Origin of the sequence: Agrobacterium sp. ICMP 6402, assembly GCF_009498615.1 — a bacterium.
In the GTDB taxonomy this organism is placed as follows: Bacteria; Pseudomonadota; Alphaproteobacteria; order Rhizobiales; family Rhizobiaceae; genus Agrobacterium; species Agrobacterium burrii.
Window position 1 is genome coordinate 60,693 of record NZ_QSNV01000009.1, and the last position, 26,321, is coordinate 87,013.

Annotated in this window: 22 protein-coding genes; 11 read left to right on the forward strand and 11 right to left on the reverse strand. The window is 58.7% G+C overall.

Translation table 11 applies throughout. The annotated features are described in order from the left end of the window. Window positions 1–65 precede the first annotated feature (65 nt). Window positions 66–1,250 (forward strand): patatin-like phospholipase family protein, encoded by a 1,185-nt coding sequence (locus tag DXT96_RS20600; protein ID WP_153516242.1) that lies wholly within the window; start codon window positions 66–68, stop codon window positions 1,248–1,250. 253 nt (window positions 1,251–1,503) lie between these two features. On the opposite strand, the gene DXT96_RS20605 is transcribed toward DXT96_RS20600, so the two are convergent. The 8 genes from DXT96_RS20605 to DXT96_RS20640 form a co-directional block, all read right to left on the reverse strand. Further along, entirely contained in the window at window positions 1,504–2,433 is a 930-nt protein-coding gene (locus tag DXT96_RS20605) for an electron transfer flavoprotein subunit alpha/FixB family protein (protein WP_153516243.1), read from the reverse strand. Window positions 2,434–2,457: 24 nt separating this feature from the next. After that, complete coding sequence (locus tag DXT96_RS20610; RefSeq protein ID WP_153516244.1) at window positions 2,458–3,207, reverse strand: electron transfer flavoprotein subunit beta/FixA family protein; 750 nt, start codon at window positions 3,205–3,207, stop codon at window positions 2,458–2,460. Between the two features lie 14 nt (window positions 3,208–3,221). Beyond that, on the reverse strand, window positions 3,222–4,652 hold the full coding sequence (locus tag DXT96_RS20615; RefSeq protein WP_153516245.1) for an aldehyde dehydrogenase family protein: 1,431 nt from the start codon (window positions 4,650–4,652) through the stop codon (window positions 3,222–3,224). Window positions 4,653–4,666: 14 nt separating this feature from the next. Continuing rightward, entirely contained in the window at window positions 4,667–5,401 is a 735-nt protein-coding gene (locus DXT96_RS20620; protein WP_153516246.1) for an ABC transporter ATP-binding protein, read from the reverse strand. Then, a complete protein-coding gene (locus tag DXT96_RS20625; RefSeq protein WP_153516247.1) occupies window positions 5,398–6,216 on the reverse strand; it encodes an ABC transporter ATP-binding protein in 819 nt (272 codons plus the stop codon). Before DXT96_RS20625 ends, DXT96_RS20620 begins: the two co-directional genes overlap by 4 nt. Then, the gene (gene livM / locus DXT96_RS20630; RefSeq protein ID WP_153516248.1) at window positions 6,213–7,529 is read right to left on the reverse strand and encodes a high-affinity branched-chain amino acid ABC transporter permease LivM; all 1,317 of its coding nucleotides are present in this window, start codon (window positions 7,527–7,529) and stop codon (window positions 6,213–6,215) included. Before livM ends, DXT96_RS20625 begins: the two co-directional genes overlap by 4 nt. Before the next feature lie 5 nt (window positions 7,530–7,534). Then, the gene (locus DXT96_RS20635) at window positions 7,535–8,452 is read right to left on the reverse strand and encodes a branched-chain amino acid ABC transporter permease LivH (RefSeq protein WP_153516249.1); all 918 of its coding nucleotides are present in this window, start codon (window positions 8,450–8,452) and stop codon (window positions 7,535–7,537) included. 71 nt (window positions 8,453–8,523) lie between these two features. Further along, window positions 8,524–9,645, reverse strand: coding sequence for a branched-chain amino acid ABC transporter substrate-binding protein (locus DXT96_RS20640; protein ID WP_153516250.1), 1,122 nt, complete (start codon window positions 9,643–9,645; stop codon window positions 8,524–8,526). 333 nt (window positions 9,646–9,978) lie between these two features. Here DXT96_RS20640 and DXT96_RS20645 point away from each other — a divergent pair, with 333 nt between their 5' ends. The 6 genes from DXT96_RS20645 to DXT96_RS20670 are packed head-to-tail and all read left to right on the forward strand — an operon-like array spanning window position 9,979 to window position 18,719. Beyond that, window positions 9,979–12,063, forward strand: a complete 2,085-nt coding sequence (locus DXT96_RS20645) for a hydantoinase/oxoprolinase family protein (RefSeq protein ID WP_153516251.1) — start codon at window positions 9,979–9,981, stop codon at window positions 12,061–12,063. Between the two features lie 10 nt (window positions 12,064–12,073). After that, window positions 12,074–13,759 (forward strand): hydantoinase B/oxoprolinase family protein, encoded by a 1,686-nt coding sequence (locus DXT96_RS20650; RefSeq protein WP_153516252.1) that lies wholly within the window; start codon window positions 12,074–12,076, stop codon window positions 13,757–13,759. After that, entirely contained in the window at window positions 13,756–14,967 is a 1,212-nt protein-coding gene (locus DXT96_RS20655; RefSeq protein WP_153516253.1) for a pyridoxal phosphate-dependent aminotransferase, read from the forward strand. The genes DXT96_RS20650 and DXT96_RS20655 overlap by 4 nt, the downstream gene beginning before the upstream one ends. Window positions 14,968–14,988: 21 nt before the next feature. Beyond that, window positions 14,989–15,801, forward strand: a complete 813-nt coding sequence (locus tag DXT96_RS20660) for an NAD(P)-dependent oxidoreductase (RefSeq protein ID WP_153516254.1) — start codon at window positions 14,989–14,991, stop codon at window positions 15,799–15,801. A gap of 11 nt (window positions 15,802–15,812) precedes the next feature. Next, window positions 15,813–17,006, forward strand: a complete 1,194-nt coding sequence (locus DXT96_RS20665; protein ID WP_153516255.1) for an FAD-binding oxidoreductase — start codon at window positions 15,813–15,815, stop codon at window positions 17,004–17,006. Window positions 17,007–17,033: 27 nt separating this feature from the next. Continuing rightward, window positions 17,034–18,719, forward strand: coding sequence for a thiamine pyrophosphate-binding protein (locus tag DXT96_RS20670; RefSeq protein ID WP_153516256.1), 1,686 nt, complete (start codon window positions 17,034–17,036; stop codon window positions 18,717–18,719). Between the two features lie 168 nt (window positions 18,720–18,887). Here the strand turns inward: DXT96_RS20670 and DXT96_RS20675 are convergent, their stop codons facing one another. After that, entirely contained in the window at window positions 18,888–19,619 is a 732-nt protein-coding gene (locus DXT96_RS20675; protein WP_156535496.1) for a FadR/GntR family transcriptional regulator, read from the reverse strand. Between the two features lie 62 nt (window positions 19,620–19,681). Continuing rightward, entirely contained in the window at window positions 19,682–22,738 is a 3,057-nt protein-coding gene (locus DXT96_RS20680; protein ID WP_153516258.1) for an FAD-binding and (Fe-S)-binding domain-containing protein, read from the reverse strand. A gap of 93 nt (window positions 22,739–22,831) precedes the next feature. On the opposite strand from DXT96_RS20680, the gene DXT96_RS20685 reads away from it, so the two are divergent. The 4 genes from DXT96_RS20685 to DXT96_RS20700 all read left to right on the forward strand — a co-directional run bounded on the left by DXT96_RS20685 (window position 22,832) and on the right by DXT96_RS20700 (window position 25,365). Further along, window positions 22,832–23,581, forward strand: coding sequence for an SDR family NAD(P)-dependent oxidoreductase (locus tag DXT96_RS20685; protein ID WP_153516259.1), 750 nt, complete (start codon window positions 22,832–22,834; stop codon window positions 23,579–23,581). Beyond that, entirely contained in the window at window positions 23,574–24,320 is a 747-nt protein-coding gene (locus tag DXT96_RS20690; RefSeq protein ID WP_153516260.1) for an SDR family oxidoreductase, read from the forward strand. The genes DXT96_RS20685 and DXT96_RS20690 overlap by 8 nt, the downstream gene beginning before the upstream one ends. Window positions 24,321–24,400: 80 nt before the next feature. Then, window positions 24,401–24,583, forward strand: a complete 183-nt coding sequence (locus DXT96_RS20695; RefSeq protein ID WP_153516261.1) for a hypothetical protein — start codon at window positions 24,401–24,403, stop codon at window positions 24,581–24,583. A gap of 8 nt (window positions 24,584–24,591) precedes the next feature. Continuing rightward, a complete protein-coding gene (locus DXT96_RS20700) occupies window positions 24,592–25,365 on the forward strand; it encodes a pyrroline-5-carboxylate reductase (protein ID WP_153516262.1) in 774 nt (257 codons plus the stop codon). Between the two features lie 232 nt (window positions 25,366–25,597). Here the strand turns inward: DXT96_RS20700 and DXT96_RS20705 are convergent, their stop codons facing one another. Beyond that, window positions 25,598–26,320 (reverse strand): amino acid ABC transporter ATP-binding protein, encoded by a 723-nt coding sequence (locus DXT96_RS20705; RefSeq protein WP_153516263.1) that lies wholly within the window; start codon window positions 26,318–26,320, stop codon window positions 25,598–25,600. Window position 26,321: the final 1 nt, after the last annotated feature.

The following is a 26,321-nucleotide window of genomic DNA, read 5'->3' on the forward strand; positions in this document are numbered from 1 at the left end:
GATTCGCTTACAGATGGCAGGGTATGATGGGGTTAACACCGCTGGTTTTCGTCGCACGGGCATGCATGGATGGCTATATTTCTGCCTTGTCAGGCAAGCGAAAACCGTATCGGGCCTTTGCTTTGACGCTTGCGATCCTCGTTTCCCTTACCGTTTCCGGTTGCGTGACAACAGCCCGGGTTGCTTACACAGCCCGTGACGCGGCGGTCGCTTATATCGACGGTTTCGAGAATATCCGCGCGTATGTCGATGCATCGCGTGCCAGCCTTGGGGACCAGGCCCAGTGGGTACCGCTCACCTCAGCAAAGACCCTCAACATTCTCTGCCTGTCAGGTGGAGGATCAGGAGGAGCATTTACAGTCGGCGTTCTATCGGCCTGGAGCGATAAACAAACGCGCCCAGTGTTCGACGTTGTCACAGGAGTGAGCACAGGCGCGCTCATAGCGCCCTATGCGTTTCTGGGTTCGACATACGACACGGAGCTTTCCGAGCTTTATACCGGAGGCCAGGCAAAGGAACTCATAGACGCAAGGTGGATGGGTACCGGGCTCTTGGGAACAAGCATACTCAAAGGCGAGCGATTGCGGCAGATGATTTCGAAATACATAACAAACGGTGTCTTGCAACAAATCGCGGCTGAACACCGTCGGGGAAGACGGCTTTTTGTCTTGACGACCAATCTTGATTCACAGCGCGGTGTTGTATGGAACATGGGCGCCATTGCGAGCAGTGGCCAGCCCGAGGCGCTAACGCTCTTCCGGGATGTTTTGATCGCCTCCGCCAGCATACCAGGCGTGTTTCCAGCAGTGACTATCAAAGCCAAGGCCGGCTCCAAGCAAATTGAGGAACTGCACTCCGATGGCGGAGCATCCACGCAGTTCTTGGGCTTGCCTGAGGCAGTGCTCGCATCACCGATCAAATCGAATTTCCCTACGAAACAGCGACTTAATATCTATGTGGTTGTGAACAACGCCCTCATTCCGGAGTTTGCAACGACGAACAACTCTACAATCTCGGTCGCCGGTCGTTCTTATGCGACGATGGTGAAATCGCAGACCAAACAAGCTTTGCTTGCGCTCTATAACCACAGTCAAAGGACCGGCAGCCGACTGAGGATCGCATCAATCGATCAGCAAATTCCCTATAAGATGCTTGATCCATTCAATACCGACTATATGCGTGCCGTCTTCGCCGACGGTTATAGCCAGACGGTGGTTGGAAAAGTATGGAAGGAAACGCCAGTCTTTTGATCGATGAGCAATGCAAGCGGACGCTGCCACACCTATTTTCAGGGCATCGGTCCCTCCGACGTAACTTTGATTTCCCTGACGAAGTTCACCAAACAAGAGTCGATGATCAAGGAATGTATTGTGCGCGGCATACGGCTTCGTCGAGACAATCGGCTCGATCGTCGTCTAGTCCTGACCTGAGCCCCTTATCTTCCTCCAAGTTTTGGTAGAATCCGTCGTCTCACCTGCGCTCCGATCCCTGCAACAACGCCTCTTAGAGTGCTTTTTCGAGTTCCGGCAGGATGACGAAGAGGTCGCCGACGAGGCCGTAGTCTGCGACCTGGAAGATCGGGGCTTCCTCGTCCTTGTTGATGGCGACGATAACCTTCGAGTCCTTCATGCCGGCCAAGTGCTGGATGGCGCCGGAAATGCCGACCGCGATATAGAGCTGCGGGGCGACGACCTTGCCGGTCTGGCCGACCTGCCAGTCGTTCGGGGCATAACCAGCATCGACGGCAGCGCGCGATGCGCCGACGGCAGCACCCAGCTTGTCAGCGACGGGCAGGATGACTTCCTGGAATTTTTCCGCAGAACCGAGCGCCCGGCCGCCGGAGATGATGATCTTGGCCGAGGTCAGTTCCGGACGGTCGGACGAGGACAGGGCGTCCTTGACGAAAGTCGAAAGACCCGGATTGGCCGCAGCCGTGATGGTTTCCACGGCAGCCGAACCGCCTTCGCCGGCCGAGGCGAAGGACGCCGTGCGAACGGTGATGACTTGTCTGGCCTCGGTCGTCTGCACCGTCTGGATGGCATTGCCGGCATAGATCGGGCGCTTGAAGGTATCGGCCGAGATGACCTCGATGATTTCCGAAATCTGGGCGATGTCGAGCAGCGCTGCAACGCGCGGCAGGACGTTCTTGCCGGTCGAGGTGGCGGCCGAGAGGATGGTGTCGTAGGAACCGGCCAGCGAGACGATCAGGGCTGCTAAGGGCTCGGCCAGATTGTTGGCAAGGTCGTCGCTGTCGGCAAGCAGAACCTTGGAAACGCCGGTCAGTTTTGCCGCCGCATCGGCCGCGGTCTTGGCGCCCTTGCCGGCCACGAGAACGTGGACGTCGCCGCCGATCTTGGCAGCAGCCGTCAGCGCCTTGGCGGTCTGGTCGGAAAGCGTTGCGTTGTCGTGGTCAGCCAGAAGAAGAATGGCCATGGTGTTAGTCTCCTTTTCTGGACCTTAAAGCACGCCGGCTTCGTTCTTGAGCCTGTCGACCAGCTCGGCGACCGTCTTGACCTTGATGCCGGCCTTGCGACCCGAGGGCTCCTCGGTCTTCAGAACTTTCAGGCGCGGGCTCGTATCGACGCCGAAATCGGCCGGGCTCTTCTTGTCGAGCGGCTTCTTCTTCGCCTTCATGATGTTCGGCAGCGAGGCATAGCGCGGCTCATTCAAACGCAGGTCGGTGGTAACAACGGCTGGAAGTTTGATCTCGATGGTCTGCAGACCGCCGTCGACTTCGCGGGTCACTTGCGCCTTGCCGTCACCGATCTCGATCTTCGAGGCGAACGTGCCCTGCGCCCAGCCGAGCAGCGCTGACAGCATCTGGCCGGTCTGGTTGGAGTCATCATCGATCGCCTGCTTGCCGACGATGATCAGGCCGGGCTGTTCGGCTTCCGCCACGCCCTTGATGATCTTGGCAACCGCCAGCGGTTCGACGGCATCATCGGTCTCGACCAGGATCGCCCGGTCGGCGCCCATGGCAAGAGCGGTGCGCAGCGTCTCCTCGGCCTTGGCCGGGCCAACCGAGACGACGACCACTTCCTCGACCTTGCCGGCTTCCTTCAGCCGCAACGCCTCCTCGACCGAAATCTCGTCGAACGGGTTCATCGACATCTTCACATTGGCAAGCTCAACCCCGGAACCATCCGGCTTCACCCGGATCTTCACGTTGTAATCGACGACACGCTTGACGGTGACCATGATTTTCATCTTTGTATCTCCAGCTATGCCAACGTGTAGGCGGTCTTGACTGTTGTATAAAACTCGGCGGCGTACCTGCCCTGTTCGCGTGGCCCGTAGGACGAACCCTTGCGGCCGCCAAACGGCACATGGAAATCCACGCCCGCTGTTGGCAAATTGACCATGACCATGCCGGCTTCCGAATTTCTCTTGAAATGCGTTGCGTGCTTTAGACTCGTCGTCGCAATGCCGGAGGACAGACCGAACGCGGTATCGTTCGCCACCGACAACGCTTCCTCGTAGTCCTTGACGCGGATGACCGCTGCAACTGGGCCAAATATCTCTTCCCGGCTAATCCTCATCGCATTCGTGGCCTCGGTGAACAGCGCCGGCTGGAGATAGAACCCGGGAGTTTCTCGCTTAAGAGTATCGCCTCCAAAGGCGAGCTTTGCCCCCTCACCTTTCCCGATCGAAATATAGTCGACATCCTGTTTGAGCTGGCTCGCATCCACGACCGGGCCGATCTGGGTGCCGGCTTTCAGGGCATCGTCGACGACAAGAGACTTTAGGCGCTCGGAAAGGGCTGCGACAAACCGGTCATGGACACCTTCTGTGACGATCAGACGCGAGGACGCCGTGCAGCGCTGACCCGTCGAGAAGAAGGATGAATTGGCTGCAGCCTCAACAGCGACCGTCAGATCCGCGTCATCGAGAACCACAAACGGATTCTTTCCGCCCATCTCAAGCTGGAATTTCCGATTGTTCTCGACAGAGGAGACAGCGACGCGTTTCCCCGTTCCCGTAGATCCGGTGAACGTAATTGCATTCACGTCAGGACTATCCAGTATCGTCTGCCCGACTACTGAGCCCTTCCCCATCACAAGGCTAAGGACGCCTGCTGGCAGACCCGCCCGATGCAGTATTTCGACCAAGGCCCAGGAACTGGCGGGAACGAGGTCGGCAGGTTTGAAGACCACGGTGTTTCCAAAACACAGTGCCGGCGCGATTTTCCAGGCGGGAATGGCGATCGGAAAATTCCACGGCGTGATGATCCCGATGACGCCGACGGCCTCGCGGGTGATCTCGATACCGACGCCCGGCCGAACGGATGGCAGTGTCTCTCCGGAAAGGCGCAGGGCCTCGCCGGCGAAGAAGTCGAAGATTTGCGCGGCGCGGACGGTCTCACCGATCGCCTCGGGAAGGGTTTTTCCCTCCTCCCGGGCGAGGAGTGACCCAAGCTCCTCCCTGCGGGCCATGATTTCATCGCCAGCTTTCTTGAGGATGGCGTGGCGCTCGAGGATAGGCGATCGCGACCATGCGGGAAACGCACTTTTGGCGGCTGCAATCGCAGCCAGGGTGTCGTCAGTGGAGGCCCTGGCGAATTCGCCGACAACCTCGTTGGTATTGGAAGGATTGATGTTGGTGGATGCGTCGCCGCCGACCCACTCACCGGCAATGAGATTCTTATGTAACATCGTCGTTTCCTGAATTAGTGAAGACCGAGATAGGCCTTGCGCACGTCCTCGTTGGCGAGAAGCGAAGCGCTGTCGCCGGACAATTGGATCTTTCCGTTGACCATGACGTATGCGCGTTGAGACAGCTTCAGCGCATGATTGGCATTCTGTTCGACCAGGAAAATCGTCTTTCCCATTGCCGCGATTTCCGCCAGAACTTCAAAGACCCGTTTGACGACAAGAGGTGCTAAGCCGAGCGACGGCTCGTCGAAGAGGATGAGTTCGGGACGCGCCATCAAGGCGCGCGCAATGGCAAGCATCTGCTGCTCGCCGCCTGACATGGTTCCGGCAGTTTGATTGCGGCGTTCTTTCAGCCGAGGGAAAAGCTCGAACATCGCCGCCCGGTCTTCTTCGAAGTGCGACATTCCGATCGCCGTGGTGCCCATCATCAGATTTTCCTCGACAGTCATGTCCTGGTAAATCTGCCGGCCCTCCGGAACGAGAGAGATGCCCCGTCTCGCAATCGTGTTGGTGGGCAACTTGGAGATGTCTTCGCCGCGGTGGCGGATCTGACCCGATGATGCACGCGGGACGCCGAAGATCGTGGAGAGCAAGGTGGTCTTGCCCGCTCCATTGGCGCCGATCAGGCTGACGATCTCGCCCGCACACACGTGCACGTCGACGGTTTTCAGGGCCTGGATCGCGCCGTAATGGGCTTCGACGCCGACGAATTCCAACAGAGGTTTGGATGCGGGTGCTGGAGTGCTCATTGCGTTACTTCCTCTTCGCTGACGCCGAGATAGGCGGCGATGACGGCAGGGTCGTTTGCGACCTCGCTTGGGGTGCCGTCCGAGATCGCCTCGCCATGGTCGAGGACAACGATGTGATCGGCGATGCTCATCACGAGACCCATGTCGTGCTCGATCACGAGAACGGTCAGGTCATGATCCGATCGCAGGCGCCGGATCACCTGCGAGAGTTCCCGCGTCTCGGAGGGGTTGAGGCCCGCCGCAGGCTCATCCAGGCAGATGAGCTTTGGAGAGGTACACATGGCGCGAGCGATTTCCAGACGGCGCTGACGACCATAGGGCAGTTGGCCGGCAAGGCGGTTGGCATCCTCAACCAAGTTCATCTGACCAAGCCAGTAGTAGGCCCGATCGATGGCTTCGACCTCTGTCTTGCGGAAGCGCGGCGTTTTGAAGATGCCACTGAGAAGGTTGTTGGTGGTTGCCAGGTGCTGTGCGATCAGCAGGTTTTCCACGACCGTCATTTCCTTGAAGAGCCGGATGTTCTGGAAGGTCCTGGCGATGCCTGCGCGTGTAACCAGGTGTGAGCCACCTACGATCGGCTTGGTGATCAAATCACCGATGTTGCACGAACGACCATTCGACTGCAGGACGATCCGGCCTTCACTGGCGCGATAGAAGCCGGTGATGCAGTTGAAAATCGTGGTCTTTCCTGCGCCGTTCGGCCCGATCAACGCCGTTATGTCGCCCTGCTTTACCTTGAAGCTGACATTTCTGTTGGCGACGATGCCACCAAACCGCATCGTCACGTTCTCGACCTGGAGGACAGCGTCTCTCATCGTGCCACCTCCAAAGGCTGGTTCGCATTCATGGCTACGGCGGATGACGTCGAGGGGAAAAATGCGGGGCGCGTGATCCGCACGAGACCACGCGGCTTCCAGATCATCATGACGACCATGAGAATGCCAAAGACGAAGACCCGATATTCGGCAAAATCCCGCAGAACCTCCGGCAAAATGGTCAGGACCAGTGCGGCGAGGATAACGCCGACCGTCGATCCAAGTCCGCCGAGGACGACAATTGCAAGGATCAGGGCCGACTCGAAGAATGTAAACGACGTGGGATTCACGAAGCCCTGGTGCACCGCGAAGAAAACACCTGCGAGGCCACCGGTGGAAGCGCCCAGCATGAAGGCCGACAGTTTGGTGAACACGTGGTTCACGCCAAGCGAGCGGCAGGCAATCTCGTCTTCTCTGAGCGCCTCCCAAAGGCGGCCGAGCGGCATGGCACGCAAGCGATGGACCGCATAGACCACGGCGCAGACGACGAGAAACAGTACGATGTAGATCAGCCAGAATTTATAGTCGGCACTATAGGGAATACCGAAATATTCGTGGAAGGGCACGCCGCCCTGGCGCGCGGTTCGGGTAAATTCCAGCCCGAAGAGTGTAGGCGGCGGCGCCGGAGCGCCGTTCGGCCCACCTGTAAACTCCAGCCAGTTGGTCAGGACCAGGCGGATGATCTCGCCAAATCCAAGCGTCACGATGGCAAGATAGTCGCCGTGCATGCGAAGGACCGGGAATGCCAGGATCATCCCGAACAGGCCTGCGAGGAATGGGGCGATGAGAAGCGCGCTCCAGAAACCAAGCCCGAGATATTGGGACCCCAGCGCCAGAAGATAGGCGCCGACGGCGTAGAAAGCGACAAAGCCGAGATCGAGAAGCCCCGCAAGACCGACCACGATATTGAGGCCAAGGCCGAGCAGAACGTAGATAAGGGCGAGGATCGCCACACCAAGGTAATATTTGTCCGCGAAGGCTGGAAACGCCAGGCCCCCGACAATCACCAGAGCGAGAAGAAGGTAGGGAAATTTCTCCTTGCCCGTGTTGACGGTGACCCCGCCTCCGCTGTTGCGGCTGAAGCGTTCGAGCAGCCTTGAGCCGATTGCAGTGCTGAGCGCCAGCGAAACGAGAACGCGTCCGGCAGCGACGGTTGCAGCAAGCGAAAGGGCGCGCGCCAACTCGCTTTTGAACGAGAAACCCTCAAGAACGAGACCGGAGATCGGACCCAGGACGATAAGAGCGATTACGAACGTGAAGAGTGCCTCATTGGCCAGCTTCACAACTAAATTTGGCTTGATGGCGTTTTCCATTGACGTCAGACCTTCTGGATTTCCGGCCGGCCCAACAGACCGGAGGGGCGGAAGAACAGGATGATGATGAGCAGCGCGAAGGCGAAAACGTCCTTGTAGTCCGTGCTGACATAGCCAGCGAAAAGCGCTTCGGTCAGTCCAAGCAAGAGCCCTCCAAGGATGGCGCCGGGCAACGATCCGATCCCGCCGAGCACGGCGGCGGTGAACGCCTTGATGCCCATGACGAAGCCGATGAAGAAGTTGAACGATCCGTAGTTGAAGGTCACCAGTGTCCCTCCAACGGCAGCCGTGGAGGCTCCGATGACGAAGACGGTTGAGATAATCCTGTCGGTGTTCACCCCGAGAACGGCGGAGATCCCCCGGTTTTGCTGCGTGGCCCGGCACTGCCGGCCGATCTGCGTGTGGTTGATCACATAGGTCAGGATCGCCATGGCAATCAGCGACGCCAGCAGGATCACGACCTGCATGTAGGTGATCTGCGCGAAATCCTTTTCCGTGCCGAAGCGAAAGGCGCCGCTGATCAAGATCGGCACGCCTTGATCGCGAGCACCCTGGGCAATCTGCACATAGCTTTGCAGTATCAACGATATACCAATGGCGGAGATCAATGGGGCGAGTTTTGTCGAGCCTCGCAACGGACTATAGGCCACCCGTTCGATCGCCCAGCCGTATACGCCTGTGACAAAACAGGTGATGACAAGCACGGAGACAAGCGCGAAAGGAACCGACTGGACTCCGAAGAAGCTCAGCACGGCGAGCGTAATCGCTGCGATATAGGCGGAGACCATGTACACGTCGCCGTGTGCAAAATTGATCATCCGGATAACACCGTAAACCATTGTGTAGCCAACGGCGATCAAGCCGTAGATCGTGCCCAGTGTGATACCGTTCACCAGCTGTTGTGCCAGAATGTAAAAATCCATGGCGACCCCCATTTTTGTTTGGCAAAAGAATGCCGGCCGAAGATGCCTCGGCCGGCTCGCTTGAGCGGATGTCAGTTCGAAGCGACGGGGGTGCCCTTGTCGTCGAATTTGTAAAAGACGAACTTGAAGTCCTTGACGTCGCCCTTGTCGTTCCAGCCGAGCTTGCCGACCGCCGACTTGACGTCATTCTTTCGCAGCCACTCTATCTGCGATTTCACATCGCCATCCTTGGTGCCTTGCAGGGCAGCGACGATGGTCTGGGCGCTGGCGTAACCAAACAGCGTGTAGTTGTCCGGCGCGATATTTGCCTTCTTCAAGGCAGTCTGGGCATCGGCGGTCTCGGGGTCTTTCAGGGGATCGGCTGCCGATGAGTAGTAGACATTCGTCAGGTTCTGCGCACCGCCGGCGGACGTTACGATTTCAGTCTGCGCAAGCGCATCGCCGCTAACGAATTTGACAGTGAGGCCTTGCTCCTGAAGCTGGCGGATCAAAGGGCCAGCTTCCGGGATGAGGCCACCGAAGTAGACGGCCTCTGCGCCGGAGCTCTTGATCTTGGTGACAAGCGCGTTGAAATCGCGTTCGCCGCGGGTCAGGCCTTCATAGAGAACCGGCTCGACGCCACGCTCCGTAAGGGTCCGCTTGAGCGCGTCCACCAGGCCCTGGCCATAAGTGTCCTTGTCATGGATCAGCGCGATCTTGGTGAGCTTCAGCGTATCCAGAATAAAGCTACCCGCCACCACGGCCTGCTGGTCGTCGCGACCGCAGGTCCGGAACATGGTGTCGAAGCCACGGTCGGTCACGATCGGGTTTGTGGAAGACGGCGTTACGGTCAGAACGCCGGCATCATTGTAAATTTCCGATGCCGGAATGGTGCTTGACGAGCAGAAATGGCCGACAACCGCCTGCACCTTGTCCTGATCGACAAAACGGTTTGCAACCGCCACCGCTTGCTTTGGCTCGCAGGCGTCATCGCCCTTGACGAGCTCGATCTGCTTGCCTTCCACGCCGCCTGCCGCGTTAACTTCTTTGATATAGGCCGAAACGCCGGTCCAGACCTGCTCGCCAAATGTGGCGTTGGCACCCGTCATCGGGCCTGCCACACCAATCTTGATCGTGTCTGCGGCAAGTGCGGATGCCGCAAGTAGCGACGTCATCACCGCGGTGGTCGCCAAGAATTTTGTTACGGATTTCATCATAATTTCCCTCTGGTTTAAAACCGGTTCGTTGGCTTCATCCGGCGTGGGTGCGTCCCGCGTCCTGGTTTTCTTGCGACCGCTCAGGGCCGTGCAATCGATCTGAAAAGTTCCTTTCCGTTGCGCTCGCGGCGCTTCAGCCGTTGGAGGCCGTCGTGGTTGCTTTCCAGTTGACACATGTATGATAAGTGATATATCCGATGAACGTCAAGCGGAATTATCGGCGCGCCCGACTGCTGTAAAATGGGTTGGAAGCTATTGAAAACGCGAAGATAATGTGCGCGCCTGTATGAACGGGACCAAATAGCTGCTCACGAATCTGGGGATCAAAAAATGGTGAACAATGCACGACGAAACTGCCGCGTCGGAGTCGATATAGGTGGAACTTTTACCGACATCGCTCTCGATCTGGACGGCGCGCTGCATTCCACCAAGATCCTCACGGACTACACCGCTCCTGAGCGGGCCATTCTCAAAGGCGTCAAGGCCGTCGCCGAGCTTGCCGGCATTCACCTTTCAGAGATCGACATCCTCATCCACGGCACCACGCTCGCGACCAACGCGCTGATTGAGCGGCGCGGTGCGAAAACGGCCTTCGTCACGACGGAGGGATTTCGCGATGTTCTCGAGATGCGCACGGAAAACCGCTTTGAACAGTATGATCTGAACATTGTCTTGCCGCCCGCCCTCATCGAGCGCGCCGACCGCTTCGTTGTCCGCGAGCGCGTCGATGCGTCCGGAAAGGTGCTGCTTGCGCTCGACGACGCCTCGGTGAAAGCCGCTGTGGACGCGATTGAAGCTGGCGGATACGAAAGCGTTGCGATCGGCTTCATTCATGCCTATGCGAACGGCGCGCATGAGGCACAGGTCCGCTCAGCGATGCTGAAGCGCATGCCGGCCCTCTCGGTCTCGATATCTTCCGAGGTGTCGCCGCAGATGCGCGAATTCGAGCGGTTCAATACGGTCTGCGCGAATGCCTATGTAAAGCCGGCGATCAAATCCTATCTCGACCGTTTGGTAATTGCCCTTAAAGAGATCGGCGTCGGCTGCCCGGTCTACATGATCCATTCGGGCGGCGGGATCGTCTCCGTGACAAGCGCATCCGAGTTTCCGGTCCGCCTTGTCGAATCCGGCCCGGCGGGTGGCGCCATCTTCGCGGCCGATATCGCTCGCCACCATGGCCTTGACGCCGTATTGTCGTTCGACATGGGCGGCACCACCGCGAAAATCTGCCTGATCGAAAAACAGGTTCCAAAAACTGCCAAGACATTCGAAGTGGCACGAACCTACCGCTTCCGCAAAGGCAGCGGCATGCCGATCTCCATTCCGGTTGTCGAAATGGTTGAAATCGGCGCTGGCGGCGGCTCCATCGCCAGCGTGGATTCGATGCGCCAGATTCGCGTTGGACCGCATAGCGCGGCGTCCGAGCCCGGTCCTGCCTGCTATCAGCGTGGTGGCACGCGGCCGACAGTCACCGATGCAGACCTTATTCTCGGCAAACTCGATCCCGACAACTTTGCCGGCGGCGCCATTCCGCTGTCCGTCGAGGCAAGCCGTGCAGCCATGGTCAATGAGATCGGCGCGCTCCTCAATCTGGACGCCGATGCCGCCGCCTACGGCACGTGCGAGATGGTCGATGAAAACATGGCCAATGCCGGACGCGTTCACACGGTCGAAAACGGCAAGGACATCTCCGACTTCACCATGATCACCTTCGGCGGCGCCGGACCGCTCCACGCCGCACGTCTTTGCGAGAAAATGGGCATATCGACCTTCCTCGTTCCGCCCGGCGCCGGCGTCGGCTCGGCGATCGGCTTTCTGCGGGCTCCTTTCGGCTACGAATCTGTGCGAAGCGCTGTGTTCAATCTCCAGCGATTCAATGCGGCGGAGGCCAATAAACTCGTCGCCGCGATGACCGACGAGGCTCTGAGCTTTGTCGAAGGCGGTCTCGAGGGCGTGCAGCCTGTGATCGAGCGCACGGTGTTCATGCGCTATGCCGGACAGGGCTGGGACATTCCAGTCCCCCTCGCCTTCGAACAATTCGATGGCACGAGTGCTGCCGCGATCATTGAACTGTTCGAGCTTGAATATGCCCGCTTCTTTGGCCGCGCCATCGAGGGGCTGGAAATCGAGATCGTCAGCTGGTCGGTCAAGGCAAGCTCACCGCTCCCAGACGTCGCCAGGGTTGCGCCCGTCGCAACGGGCGCCGTGGTGACACCAGCATCGCAGCGCAAGCTTTTCGATGCGGCCAGCAACGCGTTTCTCGACGCAGGCATTCACGATCGCACCGGTCTGGTGCCCGGCAATGTCGTCAACGGCCCTGCCGTCATCGTCGAACGGGAAACGTCGACTGTTCTCACCTCTTCGTTCAAGGCAACCGTCCAGACCGACGGCTGCCTTCTCGTAACCCGTCTCTGAGGAAGATCCCATGAACCAGTCCATGATCGATATCCATATGCAGGTCATGTGGAACCGCCTCATCTCGGTCGTTGAGGAACAGGCGCAGACCCTCATCAGAACGGCTTTTTCCACCAGTGTGCGCGAAGCGGGCGATCTTTCGGCCGGCGTCTTCGATCTTAAAGGTCAAATGCTGGCACAGGCCGTCACCGGCACGCCCGGCCACGTCAACGCAATGGCGGAATCGGTTGCCCATTTCGTCAACGATATCGGCCCCGGCAATATTTTCGAGGGCGACATCTATATCACCAACGATCCCTGGAAAGGCACCGGCCATCTTCACGACATCACCATCGTGACGCCGTCCTTCCACCACGGCAAACTGGTCGGCTATTTCGCATCGACTGCGCATGTCGTCGATATCGGCGGTCGCGGCTTCGGCCCCGACGCGCGCGAAGTGTATGAAGAAGGCCTCTTCATTCCGATCATGAAGTTCTTCGATCGCGGAAAACTGGACCGCACGCTGATCGAGATCGTCAAGAACAACGTTCGCGAAAGCGACAAGGTGGTGGGCGACTTCTATGCGCTGGCGGCCTGCAACGAAACCGGTCATCGCCGCCTGATCGATATGCTGACGGAATTCAATCTCGACGATCTCGGCACGATCGGCGCGTTCATTCTCCAGCACAGCCGCGAAGCGACCCTTGAGCGGCTTCGGAATCTTCCGCACGGGAGTTGGTCCTATAGTCTCAATCTCGACGGCTACGACGAGCCGGTGACCCTGGCGGCCAAACTCACCATCAGCGCCGACGGCGTGCTTGTCGATTTCGACGGTACATCGGGCATGAGCAAATTCGGCATCAATGTTCCGCTCGTTTATGCCAAGGCGTATGCCTGCTACGGCATCAAATGCGTGGTTGCTCCGGAAATCCCCAACAATGCCGCATCGCTGGCTCCGTTCGATGTGGTCGCCCCGGAAGGCTGCATCCTCAACGCCAAGCGGCCGGCACCCGTGGCGGTACGTCACGTGCTCGGTCACTTCGTGCCGGATCTCGTGCTGGGAGCCCTTCACCAGGCGCTGCCCGGGCAGGTGCCGGCCGAAGGTGCCAGCGCGCTCTGGAACCTTCACATGAGCGTTCGCCCGGTCTCCGACCAGATCGGCGGCAAGGGTGCCGAAATCCTGATGTTCAATTCCGGCGGAAGCGGTGCGCGGCCTGCCCTGGACGGCCTCAACGCCACCGCCTTTCCAAGCGGCGTGCACACGATGCCGATCGAGGCAACCGAAAATGTCGGCCCGGTGATCGTCTGGCGCAAGGAATTGCGCGAGGGATCGGGTGGCGCCGGTGCGCATCGCGGCGGTCTCGGACAAACCATCGAGATCTCGGCTGCCGAAGGCTACAGCTTTCGGTTTTCGGCCATGTTCGACCGGCTCGAACATCCGGCGCGCGGCCGCGACGGCGGCAAGGCCGGTGCTTCCGGGTCGGTTTCGCTGGATGATGGCACCCAATTGCGCGGCAAGGGCCTGCAGTTCGTGCCGGCAGACAGGAAGCTCGTTCTCCAGCTTCCCGGCGGCGGCGGCTATGGCGATCCGTCCAAGCGGCCTGCCGCGACGGTGAGCCATGACCTGAAGCAAGGCTACATCACGGCCGAGCAGGCGGAGACCTATACGGACAAGAAGACGGGCACAGACAAAAAGACGCCAGGAGTGGAAGCATGAATATGATCAGGTTCGAGAGCACCAAGGCCGCGAGCATCAAGTCGTCGCCGTCCATGGCCGTTTCGATGGCCGCCAAGGCGATGCGCGCCAAGGGTGAGAACGTCATCGACCTTTCGCTGGGCGAGCCGGACTTCGAAACGCCGGATTTTATCGTCGAAGCGGCAATCGAAGCGATGCGCAACGGCAAGACGCGATACACCAGCCCCGATGGCCTGGAGGAGCTTCGCGCGGCGATCGTTGCAAAGTTCAAGCGCGAAAACGGTCTGGACTACGCCATGGACCAGATTTCGATTGGCAATGGTGCAAAACAGATTCTGTTCAATGCCTTTCTCGGCACGTTGGAGCCGGGCGACGAGGTCGTCGTTCCCGCTCCCTATTGGGTCTCCTATACGGATATCGTCATCCTCCATGGCGGCGTTCCGAGGGTTGTCCCCTGCGGCGTGGAAGATGATTTCAAGCTGACACCGGAGCGCCTCGAAGCGGCCATTTCGCCGAAGACCCGCTGGTTCCTGTTCAATTCCCCCTCCAACCCGACCGGCGCCATCTATACGGCAGCCGAGCTTGCGGCGCTGGGCGCGGTGCTGGACCGTCACCCACACGTGTCCGTCATGTCGGACGAGATTTACGAGCATATCGTCTGCGGCGATGTTCCGTTCACGTCGTTTGCCAATGCCTGCCCACAGCTTGCCGACCGGACGCTGATCATCAATGGGGTTTCGAAAGCCTATGCGATGACCGGCTGGCGGCTCGGCTATGCCGCCGGTCCAAAGAGCCTGACAAAGGTCCTGAACAAGATGCAGTCGCAAAGCACGACCTGCCCCTCGTCGATCTCCCAGATCGCCGCAGCGGCGGCTCTGAATGGGCCGCAGGACTTCGTGACGCGCGCCGTTGCCGAATACAAGCGGCGCGGTGCGCTGGTCGCCAAGGGCTTTTCGGCAATCCCGGGCCTGGAAATGCGGCCACCTGACGGAGCGTTTTATCTTTTCCCGAAATGCGCCGCTTATATTGGCAAGACCGCCCCGGACGGCAGCCGCATCGGCAACGATACGGAACTGGCGAGCTACCTGCTGACATCCGCCAAGGTGGCGACGGTTCCAGGGGCGGCGTTCGGCGTCGAACCCTATATCCGCCTGTCATTCGCGACGTCGCAGGAAAACCTGTCTATTGCGATCGATCGGGTCGCAGACGCGCTCGCCCAACTTCGTTGAATATGATTGCGGGATAAGATCATGACTGATTACCAGCGTACGCTTCTCACCGGTGCTGCCGGTGCGCTCGGGACCGAACTACGCAAATCGGGCACCAAGCTTGGCAAAATCGTTCGTCTATCCGCACGCAAATCGTGCCAGGATCTGGCGCCTCACGAGGAGGATATGCCGGCCGACCTTGCCGATTTCGACGCCGTCTCTGCCGCGGTCAAAGGCTGTGATGCGATCATCCACATGGGCGGCCAGGGTCTTGAAGGACCGTGGAAGACCATTCTCGATGCCAACATCGCAGGCAGCTACAACCTCTACGAGGCCGCGCGGCAGCACGGCGTGAAACGTATCGTCTATGCAAGTTCGGTGCATGCAATCGGCTTTTACGAACGCACCGAGATGATCGACGGCAATGTCCCGACACGGCCGGACAGTCTCTACGGCGTTTCCAAAACGTTCGTGGAAAATCTCGCACGCTACTACTTCGACAAGTTCGGCATCGAGACGGTGTCGCTTCGCATCGGCTCGAGCTTTCCCGAGCCAACCGACCGCCGCCACCTGATCACCTGGCTGTCCTATCGCGACTGCCGGCAACTCGTCGAAAAGAGCCTTGCGGCCCCTCGCGTCGGCTTCATGGTGGCCTACGGCATGTCGAACAACAGCGAGTCCTTCTGGGACAACCGGACGGCCGCCGTCCTCGGCTACAAGCCGCAGGACAGCGCGGACGACTACCGCGAAAAGGTATTGGCCAACACGTCGCAGGGCGACCCGAATGATCCGGCCGTGCGGTTTCAGGGCGGAAGCTTCTGTGCCGCCGGTCATTACGAAGACGATCACAAATAACGGGTGCAATCATGCAGTCTTCCAAGACGTCCTATGATGTGGTGATTGTCGGCGGCGCGGTCGTCGGCAGCGCCACGGCCTACTTCCTCGCCACCAATCCCGATTTCAAAGGCTCGATCCTGGTAATCGAAAAGGACTGGAGTTATGCCCGGTCGGCGACCGCGCTGTCGTCGAGTTCGATCCGTCACCAATTCTCCAATCCGATCAACGTTCAGATATCGCAATTCGGCACCGACTTCATCCGGGACTTCAGGACGCATGTCATTGTTGATGGCGACGCGCCGGAACTCGGCTTCCATGAGAACGGCTACCTGTTTCTGGCAGGCGACGAAAAAGGGCGGGCGGTTCTGGAGCGGAACCACGCCACGCAGGTGTCGTGCGGGGCGCAGGTCAGACTGCTGGAGCCGGACGCGCTCGGCGCTCGCTTCCCGTGGCTTAACCTCGAAGGTCTGACCCTCGGCAGCTACGGCGAGCGCGGGGAAGGCTGGTTCGACAGTTCCGGCCTGATGCAAGGGTTCCGCAAGAAGGCACGCTCACTTGGCGCCGAATATATCGAAGACGAGGTGATCGCAATCAATCGTCAGGGTGACAGGATCGTGTCGGTGACTACCAAAAGCGGGCAAACGATTGCCTGTGGCACCCTGGTCAATGCATCGGGCACCCGCGGCAAGAAGATGGCGCGCATGGCCGGTCTCGACATTCCCGTGGAGCCGCGCCGCAGGTCGCTTTTCGTCGTCGACTGCAAGACGCCGCTACCGGGCGTGGTCGGCCTGACGATCGATCCGACCGGCGTCTTCTTCCGCCCCGAGGGCCAGTTCTATCTGATGGGGACCTATCCCAAGCATGACCCGGAAGTTGACCCCGAAGATTTCGACGTCATGCATGACGAGTTCGAGGAAGAAATCTGGCCGATCCTTGCGGAACGCGTCCCGGCCTTCGAGGCGATCAAGGTCGTCAATGCCTGGGCCGGGCATTACGACTACTGCACGCTCGACCATAACGTCATTCTCGGGCCTCATAGCGCGGTCCGCAACTTCCTGTTTGCCAATGGCTTCAGCGGGCACGGTCTCCAGCAATCGCCAGCCATGGGCCGGGGATTGAGTGAACTGATCACCTACGGCGCCTTCAAGACGCTCGATCTGTCGCCGTTTGGGTACGAGCGCGTGCCAGCCAACCGCCCCTTCCTGGAAGACGCGGTCATCTAAATCAGAATAGAGTGAGGGGAAATGCCGATGGCGACCACCAAAAACACCCGCAACGGCGGGCAGGTTCTTATTGACGCATTGCGTATCCATGGCGTCGAACGTGCTTTTTGCGTGCCGGGCGAGAGCTATCTTGCGGCACTGGACGCACTCCATGACGTCGCCGACGACATCGAGCTGATCGTCTGCCGGCAGGAAGGCGGCGCGGCCTATATGGCGGAAGCCTATGGCAAGATGACGGGTAAACCCGGCATCTGCTTCGTGACACGCGGGCCTGGGGCGACCAACGCCTCCGTCGGTGTTCACACGGCCTTTCAGGACTCGACCCCGATGATTCTGTTCATCGGTCAGGTCGCACGCGATCAGGTCGAACGGGAAGCCTTCCAGGAACTCGACTATCGCCGGATGTTCGGCCAGATGGCCAAATGGGTTGTCGAAATCGATGACGCCGCCCGCATTCCGGAATTGATCAGCCAGGCGTTCCACAGGGCCATGAACGGTCGTCCGGGACCGATCGTCGTTGCGCTGCCGGAAGACATGCTGACGGATGAAGTAACCGTTGCTGATGTTCCAGCGTTCAAGAAGGTCGAGGCCCATGCCGGCGAGGCGCAACTCGCTGAACTGGTCACCCTTCTTGATAAGGCCGAACGGCCGATGATTGTCGCCGGCGGTGGCGGTTGGACGACAGCTGCGGTAAACAACCTTCGTAGATTTTCTGAGGCGTTTTCTCTCCCCGTTGCCGCGTCCTTTCGCTGCCAGGACCTGTTCGACAACACGCATCCCAATTATGCGGGTGATCTGGGATTGGCCGCAGGCCCGAAACTCATTCAGCACATGAAGGATTGCGACCTTCTCATTTCGATCGGCGCCCGGCTGGGTGAAATGACGACGGGGGCCTACACCCTCATCGACATCCCGGTTCCCAGGCAGATTCTTGTTCACATTCACCCCGGCGCGGAAGAACTGGGGCGTGTTTATCACGCGACGCTTCCAATCAACGCGGCAGTCGGTGCTTTTCTCTCGCAGGCAATCAAGCTCAAGCCGGCAGCTCCGCCCCAGTGGACGGAATGGACCAGGACCGCGCATGCTGATTATCTGGAAAACCTGGTGCACCCACAGGTTCCCGGTCCTGTCCAGATGGGCGACATCATGGCGTGGTTGCGCGGACATCTGCCCGTAGACTCAATCCTGACGACCGGCGCCGGCAACTACTCTGCATGGGCGCACCGGTTCTATCAGTACCGGCACTTCCGCACACAGCTGGGACCAACGAACGGCTCGATGGGATACGGCGTTCCGGCAGCGATCGCCGCGAAGATTACCGACCGCGCGCGTACAGTGGTCGCCTTTGCAGGCGATGGCTGCTTCCTGATGAACGGCCAGGAGTTGGCCACGTCAATGCAGTATGATGCGCGTGTCATCTTTCTCGTCATCAACAACGGCATGTACGGCACCATCCGGATGCATCAGGAACGGAGTTATCCTGGCCGCGTTTCCGGCACGCAGCTGACGAACCCCGACTTCGCCGCCCTTGCCCGTTCCTACGGGCTACACGGTGAAACGGTCGAGGCGACAGAGCAGTTCGCCGGCGCCTTCCTGCGTTCCGAGGCATCGGGAAAACCCGCGCTGATCGAGATCAGGATTGATCCTGAGGCGCTGACCCCGAAAATGAGCCTCTCGCAAATTCGCGACCAGGCCATCGCGCAAGGTCGATAGCCAAGCAGAACGGCAAAGCCCGCCTGCTAGCGCGGGCGGGCTTTGTATGTTTCAGCCCCATCGCCCCGGCTTGGGACTGGAGTCGATCTCGTCTCGCGCCGGATCATGGAACGCGTTGACATAGAGAGCCAGGAGCGACGCGAGAAACTGGCGCACGGCTCGCATGGATTATTCTGCCAGTTCGGTGCTGGCGGGCTCGTCCAGCATGGTCCGGTAGCGATTAAGGCTTTCCTCGAGGTGCTGTGCCAGCGCGTTCTTGGCAGCCTTGACATCGCCTTGCGTGATCGCCGACATGATCGCCGCGTGCTCCTTGTTGATCTTCTTCAGATAGCTCTGATAGGTCCGCGCCGATTGGCGGTGCTTCAACACGAGATCAAAGCTGATTTCACCGATGACCGCTTCCAGGAAGCGCGGAAAATGCGGATTGCGCGTGGCCTTTGCGATCGCCAGATGAAATTCGAAATCGGCCTGCGCTTCAATCTCTGCGTCGTCCGTCTGAAGACCCTCCAGATGATCATAGGCCCTGGCGATCTCGGCGAGCGCCTCTGGCGTGCGTCGCGCTGCAGCGAGCGCAACGGACTGCATTTCCACGCCAAGGCGCAATTCAAGGATCTGCATCGCAGACCTGATGTCGTCAATCCGGCTGATCTCGAAATTGAGCGACTTTGAGTCCCTGTCGGTCACATAGACGCCGGCGCCTTGGCGTGCAATAACGCGTCCGCTGACCTTAAGTGACGTCAGCGCCTCGCGAATGACCGTTCTGCTGACGCCGAACTCCTCGCACAGCAGTGCGCTCGATGGTATCTTCTCGCCGGGCGTATAAAGGCCCGAGTCGATGCGCGTGGTCAATTGCGCTACGACTATTTCGGCAAGGTTGCCGCGCTGGGTTATCACGGACACATTATTGCTCCAAATTTCGGCGGACTCGACAGAGACCTCACATATCACATATCATGTCAATCCTAGCTAAGCGACGGCGATTTATCAACAATGAGAGCGTTGATCACCTGAAGCGGATGTTTCAGGGACTTCTCCTCCATGATTTTTACCTGAGACCGGCAGGAATACCCCGTCGCCATCAATATCTCGCCTTCTACTGGACGAGAAAACGCATCACTCCAGCTCAACGCATAGATTGCCTCAGATAATCCGCGATTGCGAACCTCATGGCCGAAGGTGCCGGCCATTCCACAACACCCGACTTTCGCCAGAGCCAGTTTGATCCCGAGACTTGCGAAGATAGCCGACCATTGAGCGCCGGCGGCCGGAAGGCTGGTTTGTTCCGTACAGTGAAGAAACAGCTTGAAAACCCCGATATCACCGAGAGTTGCCTCTCGTTGAAGGAGATCTAGGTTCCTAGAAAGCCACTCCTGTGGCAGCAAGACCGTTGGCGCCTTTCCGATCGTAGGTAGGTTCGCGTATTCGCTGCGGTAAACCAGCGTCATTGACGGATCCAATCCAACGAGTGTCGCTCCCGCTTCGGACAGTGCGTTCAGGTAGCTGCTGGTATCCGATGCCTTTCTCGCAAATCTGCCGAGATATCCATGGACATGCAGGGCCTTGCCGTTTTCGTGGAGCGCCGACACGAACGGGATGAAGCCCATCCGCCGTGCCAGGTCGACAGCATCGAGGACAACCTGAGAATCGAAGTGCGTTGTGAAAGCATCCTGCACGAAGACAACTGCGCGCGCTCGTTCTTCCATCGGAAGGCGCAAGATCCGCTCAGGCGTCGCGGTTGCGACACCGCGATCCTTGACCCCTCGTCGGGCAGATCGCGGCGACATCTCAGGCAGCGCCGTCAATCCCACGAACGTCAAAAGACGCCGGCCAATTCGGCTGCCGACCCATGCGTTGTAGATCGACTTCATCCAAGCCATCGCAGGCAGGACTGTTTCGATGGACGCGACCAAGGGATCCTTCAGAGGACGCAGATACCGTCCATAGTAAAGTTCAAGGAATTTTGCCCGAAACGCGGGAACGTTGACTTTCACGGGGCATTGTCCAGCACATGCCTTGCAGGCGAGACAGGTGTCCATCGATCGTCGGACTTCGTGGGAGAAATCCGATCGGTTGGCGGGATTAATTGAATTCCAGGCCCGGGCAACCACTCGCCCGAAGCCGAGGGCGCTTCTTTGACGCTCCGCCTCACGTCTCGGGTCAATACCGTTTGTTGTCAGTAAGCGGAGCCATTCGCGCATGAGCGAAGCCCTCCCCTTTGGCGAATAGCGCCTGTCACGGCTTCCCTTGAACGATGGGCACATGAGCGAGGTCTCGCTGAAATCGAAGCATGCGCCGTTGCCATTGCAGTAGGCTGCATTGTCGAAGGCTGCGCGGATCTCGGCGCCAATCGTGCGATCGAAGCTGCCGCGCAGCGGCACTTCATCGATCTTTGTGAGATCCCCCGGCCCGGCGACCGCGATCTTGCCGGGATTAAGTTGATTAAAGGGATCGAACGCCTGTTTGATTTCCTGCAGGCACGGATAAAGATCACCGAAAAAGAGCGGCACATATTCCGACCTGACCCCCTTTCCATGTTCGCCCCAAAGCACGCCACCATATTTTCGGGTGAGTGCGACAACGCCATCGCTCACGCGCCTGACCAGGAGAGCGTGATCCTCACGCGTCAGATCGAGTGCCGGCCGCACATGCAAAACACCCGCGTCGACGTGACCGAACATACCGTAATCGAGGCCCTCGCCGTCCAGGAGCTCTCTGAACTCCCGGATATAGGCGGCCAGATTCTCGGGCGGCACTGCGGTGTCCTCGACGAATGCCACGGGCCGGACGGCCCCCTCGACATTTCCGAGCAGCCCCACGGCCCGCTTGCGCATCGTCCAGATCGCGTCGATGTCCGTCTTGGACGTTGCAACCGTAAAACCGTTTCTTCCCGGAATGGGATGACTGTCGAGTCGCGAGGTCACCGTCGCGATCTTACCGGCCAGTTCGTCCTGATTGTCCGCAAGAACCTCAACGATATTGATCCCGTTGGCCATTCCCGCGGCATCATTGGGAAAGAAGAGCGAGATTGCCGGCCAGACGATGTCACCCTTGGCCAGGCGCAACACCTTCTCATCCACGGTTTCGACGGAAGCCACCCTCATGGCCGTCAGCTCGCGCGCGTCTTCAAGGGCCGTGTTAAAATTCTCGTAGCGGATGTTGATGAGCGCGGCGAAGGCAGGAATTGGAAGTAGATTCAGTTCCGCCTCGGCGATCATAGCCAGGGTACCCTCCGATCCGCAGAGGACAGAATTCATGTTCAGCCCGCCGTCTTCCGATCTCAGATGGGCAAGGTCATAGCCGGTGAGGTAACGGTTCAGTTTCGGGAAAGTCTGGTCAATCAGCATCCGATTGTCCCGCTCAATCCGATCGAGGACACGGCAGATCTCCCCTACGCGATCGGATCGCTGTTGCAACTGCGCTAGTTGCTGCGGCGTCGTGGCACGGGACCACCAATCGGTTCCGTCCGCAAATATGACGCGGAGACCTATTACATGATTGCTGGTTTTTCCGTAGACGCACGACCCCTGGCCGCACGCATCCGTGTTGATCATCCCTCCGATCGTCGCCCTGTTGGAGGTCGAGAGCTCAGGCGCGAAGAACAGCCCATACGGTTCGAGCGCCCTGTTCAACTGATCCTTGACGACACCCGCTTCGACGCGAGCAACCCGTCGAACCGGGTCTATTTCGAGAATTCGGTTCATATGGCGCGAACAATCCACAACGATGCCGTCGGAAAGGGACTGGCCATTCGTGCCCGTTCCGCCGCCCCTCATGGCGAGGACGACGGTCGAAAACTTCGGCTCTGAGACCACCTTTGAAATGGCGACCAAATCGTCACCGCCTCGCGGAAAAAGGACACCGGCGGGCGCAACCTGATAGATTGAATTGTCAGTGGAATACACGGTGCGTGTCGCCTCACTGACGTCGATATCTCCGCGAAACCCCGCCTCGACAAGGTGTTCGAAGAAACCGGTTCTCGGCATGGCGTGGGAAGATGTGGCGACGAGGCGAGGGATCATTTGCGCGTCCGAAAAAAGATCTTGAAACCTTGAAAGTTGGCATATAAGTGATATCATACCAATAAAGCAAGGCAACTAAATAAGGGGTGGACTATGAAAGACCAGACGGTGGTTATCGTTGGCGGAGCATCCGGGCTGGGCCTAACGACCGCAAAGCTTATGGTTTCGCATGGCGCCACGAAAATCGGATTGATCGATCGCAACGAACAGCTGCTCGAAACGGCAGCCGAAACGCTGAGGGGCCTGGGGGTCGAAGTGGCAACCGCTGCGGCCGACATATCCATCTGCGAGAGCGCGCATCGTGGCTTTGATACGGTCGCCCAGAAGCTTGGCCGTGTCCATTCCCTGGTCAACAGCGCCGCCATTTACCCACGCAAGTCGATCCTCGAAATCACCGACGCGGACTGGGATCTCGAAAACGCAATCAACATCAAGGGCACCTACCATATGATGGTCGCCGCCGTCCTGCACATGCGCAACTACGTGAACCCGCCTGAGGTGACCGGCCGGATCGTCAACATCACCTCCGTCGACGCGTTCAAAGCGCACCCGCAAAACGCCCACTATGCGGCGACCAAGGCAGCGGTCGTCAGCCTCACCAAGTCCTTCGCGCAGGAATGTGCGAAGGATCAGATCCTCGTCAACTCAGTCGCGCCGGCCGGCTTTGCCACTGACCGCGCCAAGGAACTCGGTTTTCTCCCGGAGCTGGCAAAAGCGAGCGCTTTGGGTCGTGCGGCCGAGCCGGTCGAGATGGCGGAATGGATTGTCATGATGGCAAGCAGCCGCAACACCTATGCGACGGGCGAAAACGTCGTCATCAGCGGCGGTTACATCTATGTCTGAACCTCTCCCCTATCGCACTGCTGTCGTTACGGGTGCGACCAGCGGGATTGGCCGTGCGACGGTCCTGAAACTGCGCGAGCTTGGGCTGACAGTCTACGCTGTTGGCAGAAACGAAGATAAGTTGCAGGAATTGGCGGTGCTTTCCGGCGCCAAGCCCATCATGGCGGATGTCCGCGACACAGGCGAAATCTTCGACCAACTATCGGGTGTCGAAGTCGATATTCTCGTCAACAATGCCGGCATTCTTTCAACCCGGGCATCATTTCATGAGATCGACCCTGCCGAGATCGATGCCATGATCGACATCAATCTCAAGGCACCGATGCATCTGACGCGAGCATTCCTGCCGGGCATGGTCGAACGGAAGCGTGGCCATCTGATCTATCTCGGCTCCAGCGGCGGCCGGGCACCCTACCCCTCGATGGGCGCCTACGGCCCCTCGAAGGCAGGTTTGAGCCTCTTCTGCGACAACTTGCGCTGTGATCTGCTGGGAACGTCCGTCCGCGTCAGCGAGGTCGTGCCGGGTCGGGTCCAGACTGAACTCTATCGCACGGCAATCGCCGGAAACCAGGCGAGAGAGCTTCTTTACGATGGCTATCGCCCAATCCAGCCCGAGAATATTGCAACCATTATCGCCAACGTCATCACGCTCCCGACATTTGTCGATGTGTCGCGTGTCGAGGTCTTTCCCACTGACCAGGCAACCGGCGGCGGTACCATGGTCAAATATCAACCGTAACAACGACGGCAAACGCACTGCCATGGAAACCTCATTGATCTATTCGTTTCCATCATTGTCCCAAATTGAAGGAGGCCCAGTTGAAGGACAGAAAAACTGAAAGCGCCAAAGAACTGGACCTCTCTGTTCACTACCGTCCGATTGCGCTGAAGGCGGTACTCGCCGCGCACACGGTCTGCGCAGATACGCCCTGGACTGATCAGAAGGTGCCGCAACGGCAGAACCGGATGGTGAATCCTCGACTGGAAGCGGATAGGGATTGAGGGCTGTCATGGAAGGCAAATTGGGTTTCGTTGGCACCGGCACAATCACCGAGGCGATTATCACCGGTGTTTTCGCCGAGCCGAATCGTGCGGTCGAAATTCTGGTTTCGCCTCGCAATACCGACGTGGCTGCAAGGCTAGCGGAGCGATATCCTTCCGTCCGGGTTGCCAGCAGTAACCAGGAAATCGTCGATGCCGCGGATATGCTCTTCCTCGCTGTCCGCCCGCAGATTGCAGAAGAGGTGATACGGTCGCTGCGCTTTCGCCCTGATCAGCTCGTTGTCAGTCTCATCGCCGCGGTTCAGGAAGCAAAGCTCGTGGAGTGGATCAACCAAAAGGTTGATCTCGTCCGGGCGGTTCCACTTCCATTCGTCGCCGATCGAACGGGTGTTACGATGCTCTATCCACCCGAACTCCGCACCGCATTGTTCTTTTCGGAGCTCGGAACCGCCGTCGAATGCGAAACCCAGAATGAGTACGATCTGCTCACAGCAGCGAGCGCCACGATGGGGACCTATTTTGGTATTCTGGAGCGCGCGACAGATTGGCTGGCAAGCCAGGGCATACCCGATCAAAAAGCACGAGACTATCTTATTTCGCTTTTTGCCAGCCTCGGCAAGATCGGCGCAAAATCGGTCGAGCGCCCTCCGGGCGATCTACGACGCGAGTTCTCCACGAGAGGTGGCCTAAACGAGCAGCTCTTCAGAGAGTTCGAGCAGGGTGGCGGAAGTGAGGCGTTGACTGCGGCACTAGAAAGCGTCCTGCGTCGGATCAAAACATAGAGCGCCGTCAGATTTCGAGGGGGGCTAAGTCAGGGTAAGCGCAGATATAGATCAATGCTCCGTCGCTTCAGGCCTAGCGCATAAGGAACGTGTCCGGTTGACATCCCGGTACGCCGGACGATGTTGTCAGAGTCTCGCTCGCCGATCGTGGTCGCTTTGAAAGGATTTGAACTGCCGGCCAGGTCCAAACACATTGAAGATCAGGTAATATATCTTTCAAAGACTTATTTAATCAAAGCACTGACCGCAGGAAATCTGCCGTTTCAGAACGCTGCGGACTATCAAATATCTGCTCAGGCGTTCCGAGTTCATGGATAAGCCCTTCGCGAAAAAATGCCACGCGATCGGAGACCTCGCGGGCAAACCGCATTTCATGCGTGACTACGATCATGGTCATGCCTTCCTGGGACAGCATGCGCAGCGTGTCCAACACTTCGCCGACCAGTTGCGGATCAAGGGCGGATGTGACCTCATCAAACAGCATGTAGTCCGGCGACATCGCAAGTGCGCGCGCAATTGCCATTCGCTGCTGTTGTCCGCCCGAGAGGCGCGAGGGAAAAGCTTTCAGCTTTTCACCAAGGCCGACATGCTTGAGCTGCTCTACCGCGATCGCCTCGGCCTCCGCCTTTGATTTACCCAACACCTTTCTCAGCGCAAGCATCACGTTTTCGAGCACCGTTAAATGGGGGAACGCGTTCCACTGCTGAAACACGATCCCTATCTTTCGGCGCAGTTTGTTGAGATCGGTGCTCTTCGCATGCACGTCTGTGTTATCGACACGAATGCGGCCGCCCTGTATTTGCTCAAGTCCGTTGATACACATCAACATTGTCGATTTGCCTGAGCCCGACCCACCGATCATAGAAAGCACTTCGCCTTTCTGGACGTTCAGACTGACACCTTTCAAAACATGCAAGGTGCTGAAGTGTTTATGGACGTTTTCGATTTCAATCATT

What these genes read in the sequence shown, in the direction of transcription:
- DXT96_RS20605 (WP_153516243.1), bottom strand. Translation starts at nt 2,433, where the DNA reads ATGGCCATTCTTCTTCTGGCTGACCACGACAACGCAACGCTTTCCGAC.
- DXT96_RS20625 (WP_153516247.1), bottom strand. Translation starts at nt 6,216, where the DNA reads ATGAGAGACGCTGTCCTCCAGGTCGAGAACGTGACGATGCGGTTTGGT.
- DXT96_RS20670 (WP_153516256.1), top strand. Translation starts at nt 17,034, where the DNA reads ATGGCGACCACCAAAAACACCCGCAACGGCGGGCAGGTTCTTATTGAC.
- DXT96_RS20680 (WP_153516258.1), bottom strand. Translation starts at nt 22,738, where the DNA reads ATGATCCCTCGCCTCGTCGCCACATCTTCCCACGCCATGCCGAGAACC.
- DXT96_RS20665 (WP_153516255.1), top strand. Translation starts at nt 15,813, where the DNA reads ATGCAGTCTTCCAAGACGTCCTATGATGTGGTGATTGTCGGCGGCGCG.
- DXT96_RS20640 (WP_153516250.1), bottom strand. Translation starts at nt 9,645, where the DNA reads ATGAAATCCGTAACAAAATTCTTGGCGACCACCGCGGTGATGACGTCG.
- DXT96_RS20685 (WP_153516259.1), top strand. Translation starts at nt 22,832, where the DNA reads ATGAAAGACCAGACGGTGGTTATCGTTGGCGGAGCATCCGGGCTGGGC.
- DXT96_RS20655 (WP_153516253.1), top strand. Translation starts at nt 13,756, where the DNA reads ATGAATATGATCAGGTTCGAGAGCACCAAGGCCGCGAGCATCAAGTCG.
- DXT96_RS20620 (WP_153516246.1), bottom strand. Translation starts at nt 5,401, where the DNA reads ATGAGCACTCCAGCACCCGCATCCAAACCTCTGTTGGAATTCGTCGGC.
- DXT96_RS20610 (WP_153516244.1), bottom strand. Translation starts at nt 3,207, where the DNA reads ATGAAAATCATGGTCACCGTCAAGCGTGTCGTCGATTACAACGTGAAG.
- DXT96_RS20705 (WP_153516263.1), bottom strand. Translation starts at nt 26,320, where the DNA reads ATGATTGAAATCGAAAACGTCCATAAACACTTCAGCACCTTGCATGTT.
- DXT96_RS20700 (WP_153516262.1), top strand. Translation starts at nt 24,592, where the DNA reads ATGGAAGGCAAATTGGGTTTCGTTGGCACCGGCACAATCACCGAGGCG.
- DXT96_RS20615 (WP_153516245.1), bottom strand. Translation starts at nt 4,652, where the DNA reads ATGTTACATAAGAATCTCATTGCCGGTGAGTGGGTCGGCGGCGACGCA.
- livM (WP_153516248.1), bottom strand. Translation starts at nt 7,529, where the DNA reads ATGGAAAACGCCATCAAGCCAAATTTAGTTGTGAAGCTGGCCAATGAG.
- DXT96_RS20645 (WP_153516251.1), top strand. Translation starts at nt 9,979, where the DNA reads ATGGTGAACAATGCACGACGAAACTGCCGCGTCGGAGTCGATATAGGT.
- DXT96_RS20600 (WP_153516242.1), top strand. Translation starts at nt 66, where the DNA reads ATGGATGGCTATATTTCTGCCTTGTCAGGCAAGCGAAAACCGTATCGG.
- DXT96_RS20650 (WP_153516252.1), top strand. Translation starts at nt 12,074, where the DNA reads ATGAACCAGTCCATGATCGATATCCATATGCAGGTCATGTGGAACCGC.
- DXT96_RS20635 (WP_153516249.1), bottom strand. Translation starts at nt 8,452, where the DNA reads ATGGATTTTTACATTCTGGCACAACAGCTGGTGAACGGTATCACACTG.
- DXT96_RS20690 (WP_153516260.1), top strand. Translation starts at nt 23,574, where the DNA reads ATGTCTGAACCTCTCCCCTATCGCACTGCTGTCGTTACGGGTGCGACC.
- DXT96_RS20660 (WP_153516254.1), top strand. Translation starts at nt 14,989, where the DNA reads ATGACTGATTACCAGCGTACGCTTCTCACCGGTGCTGCCGGTGCGCTC.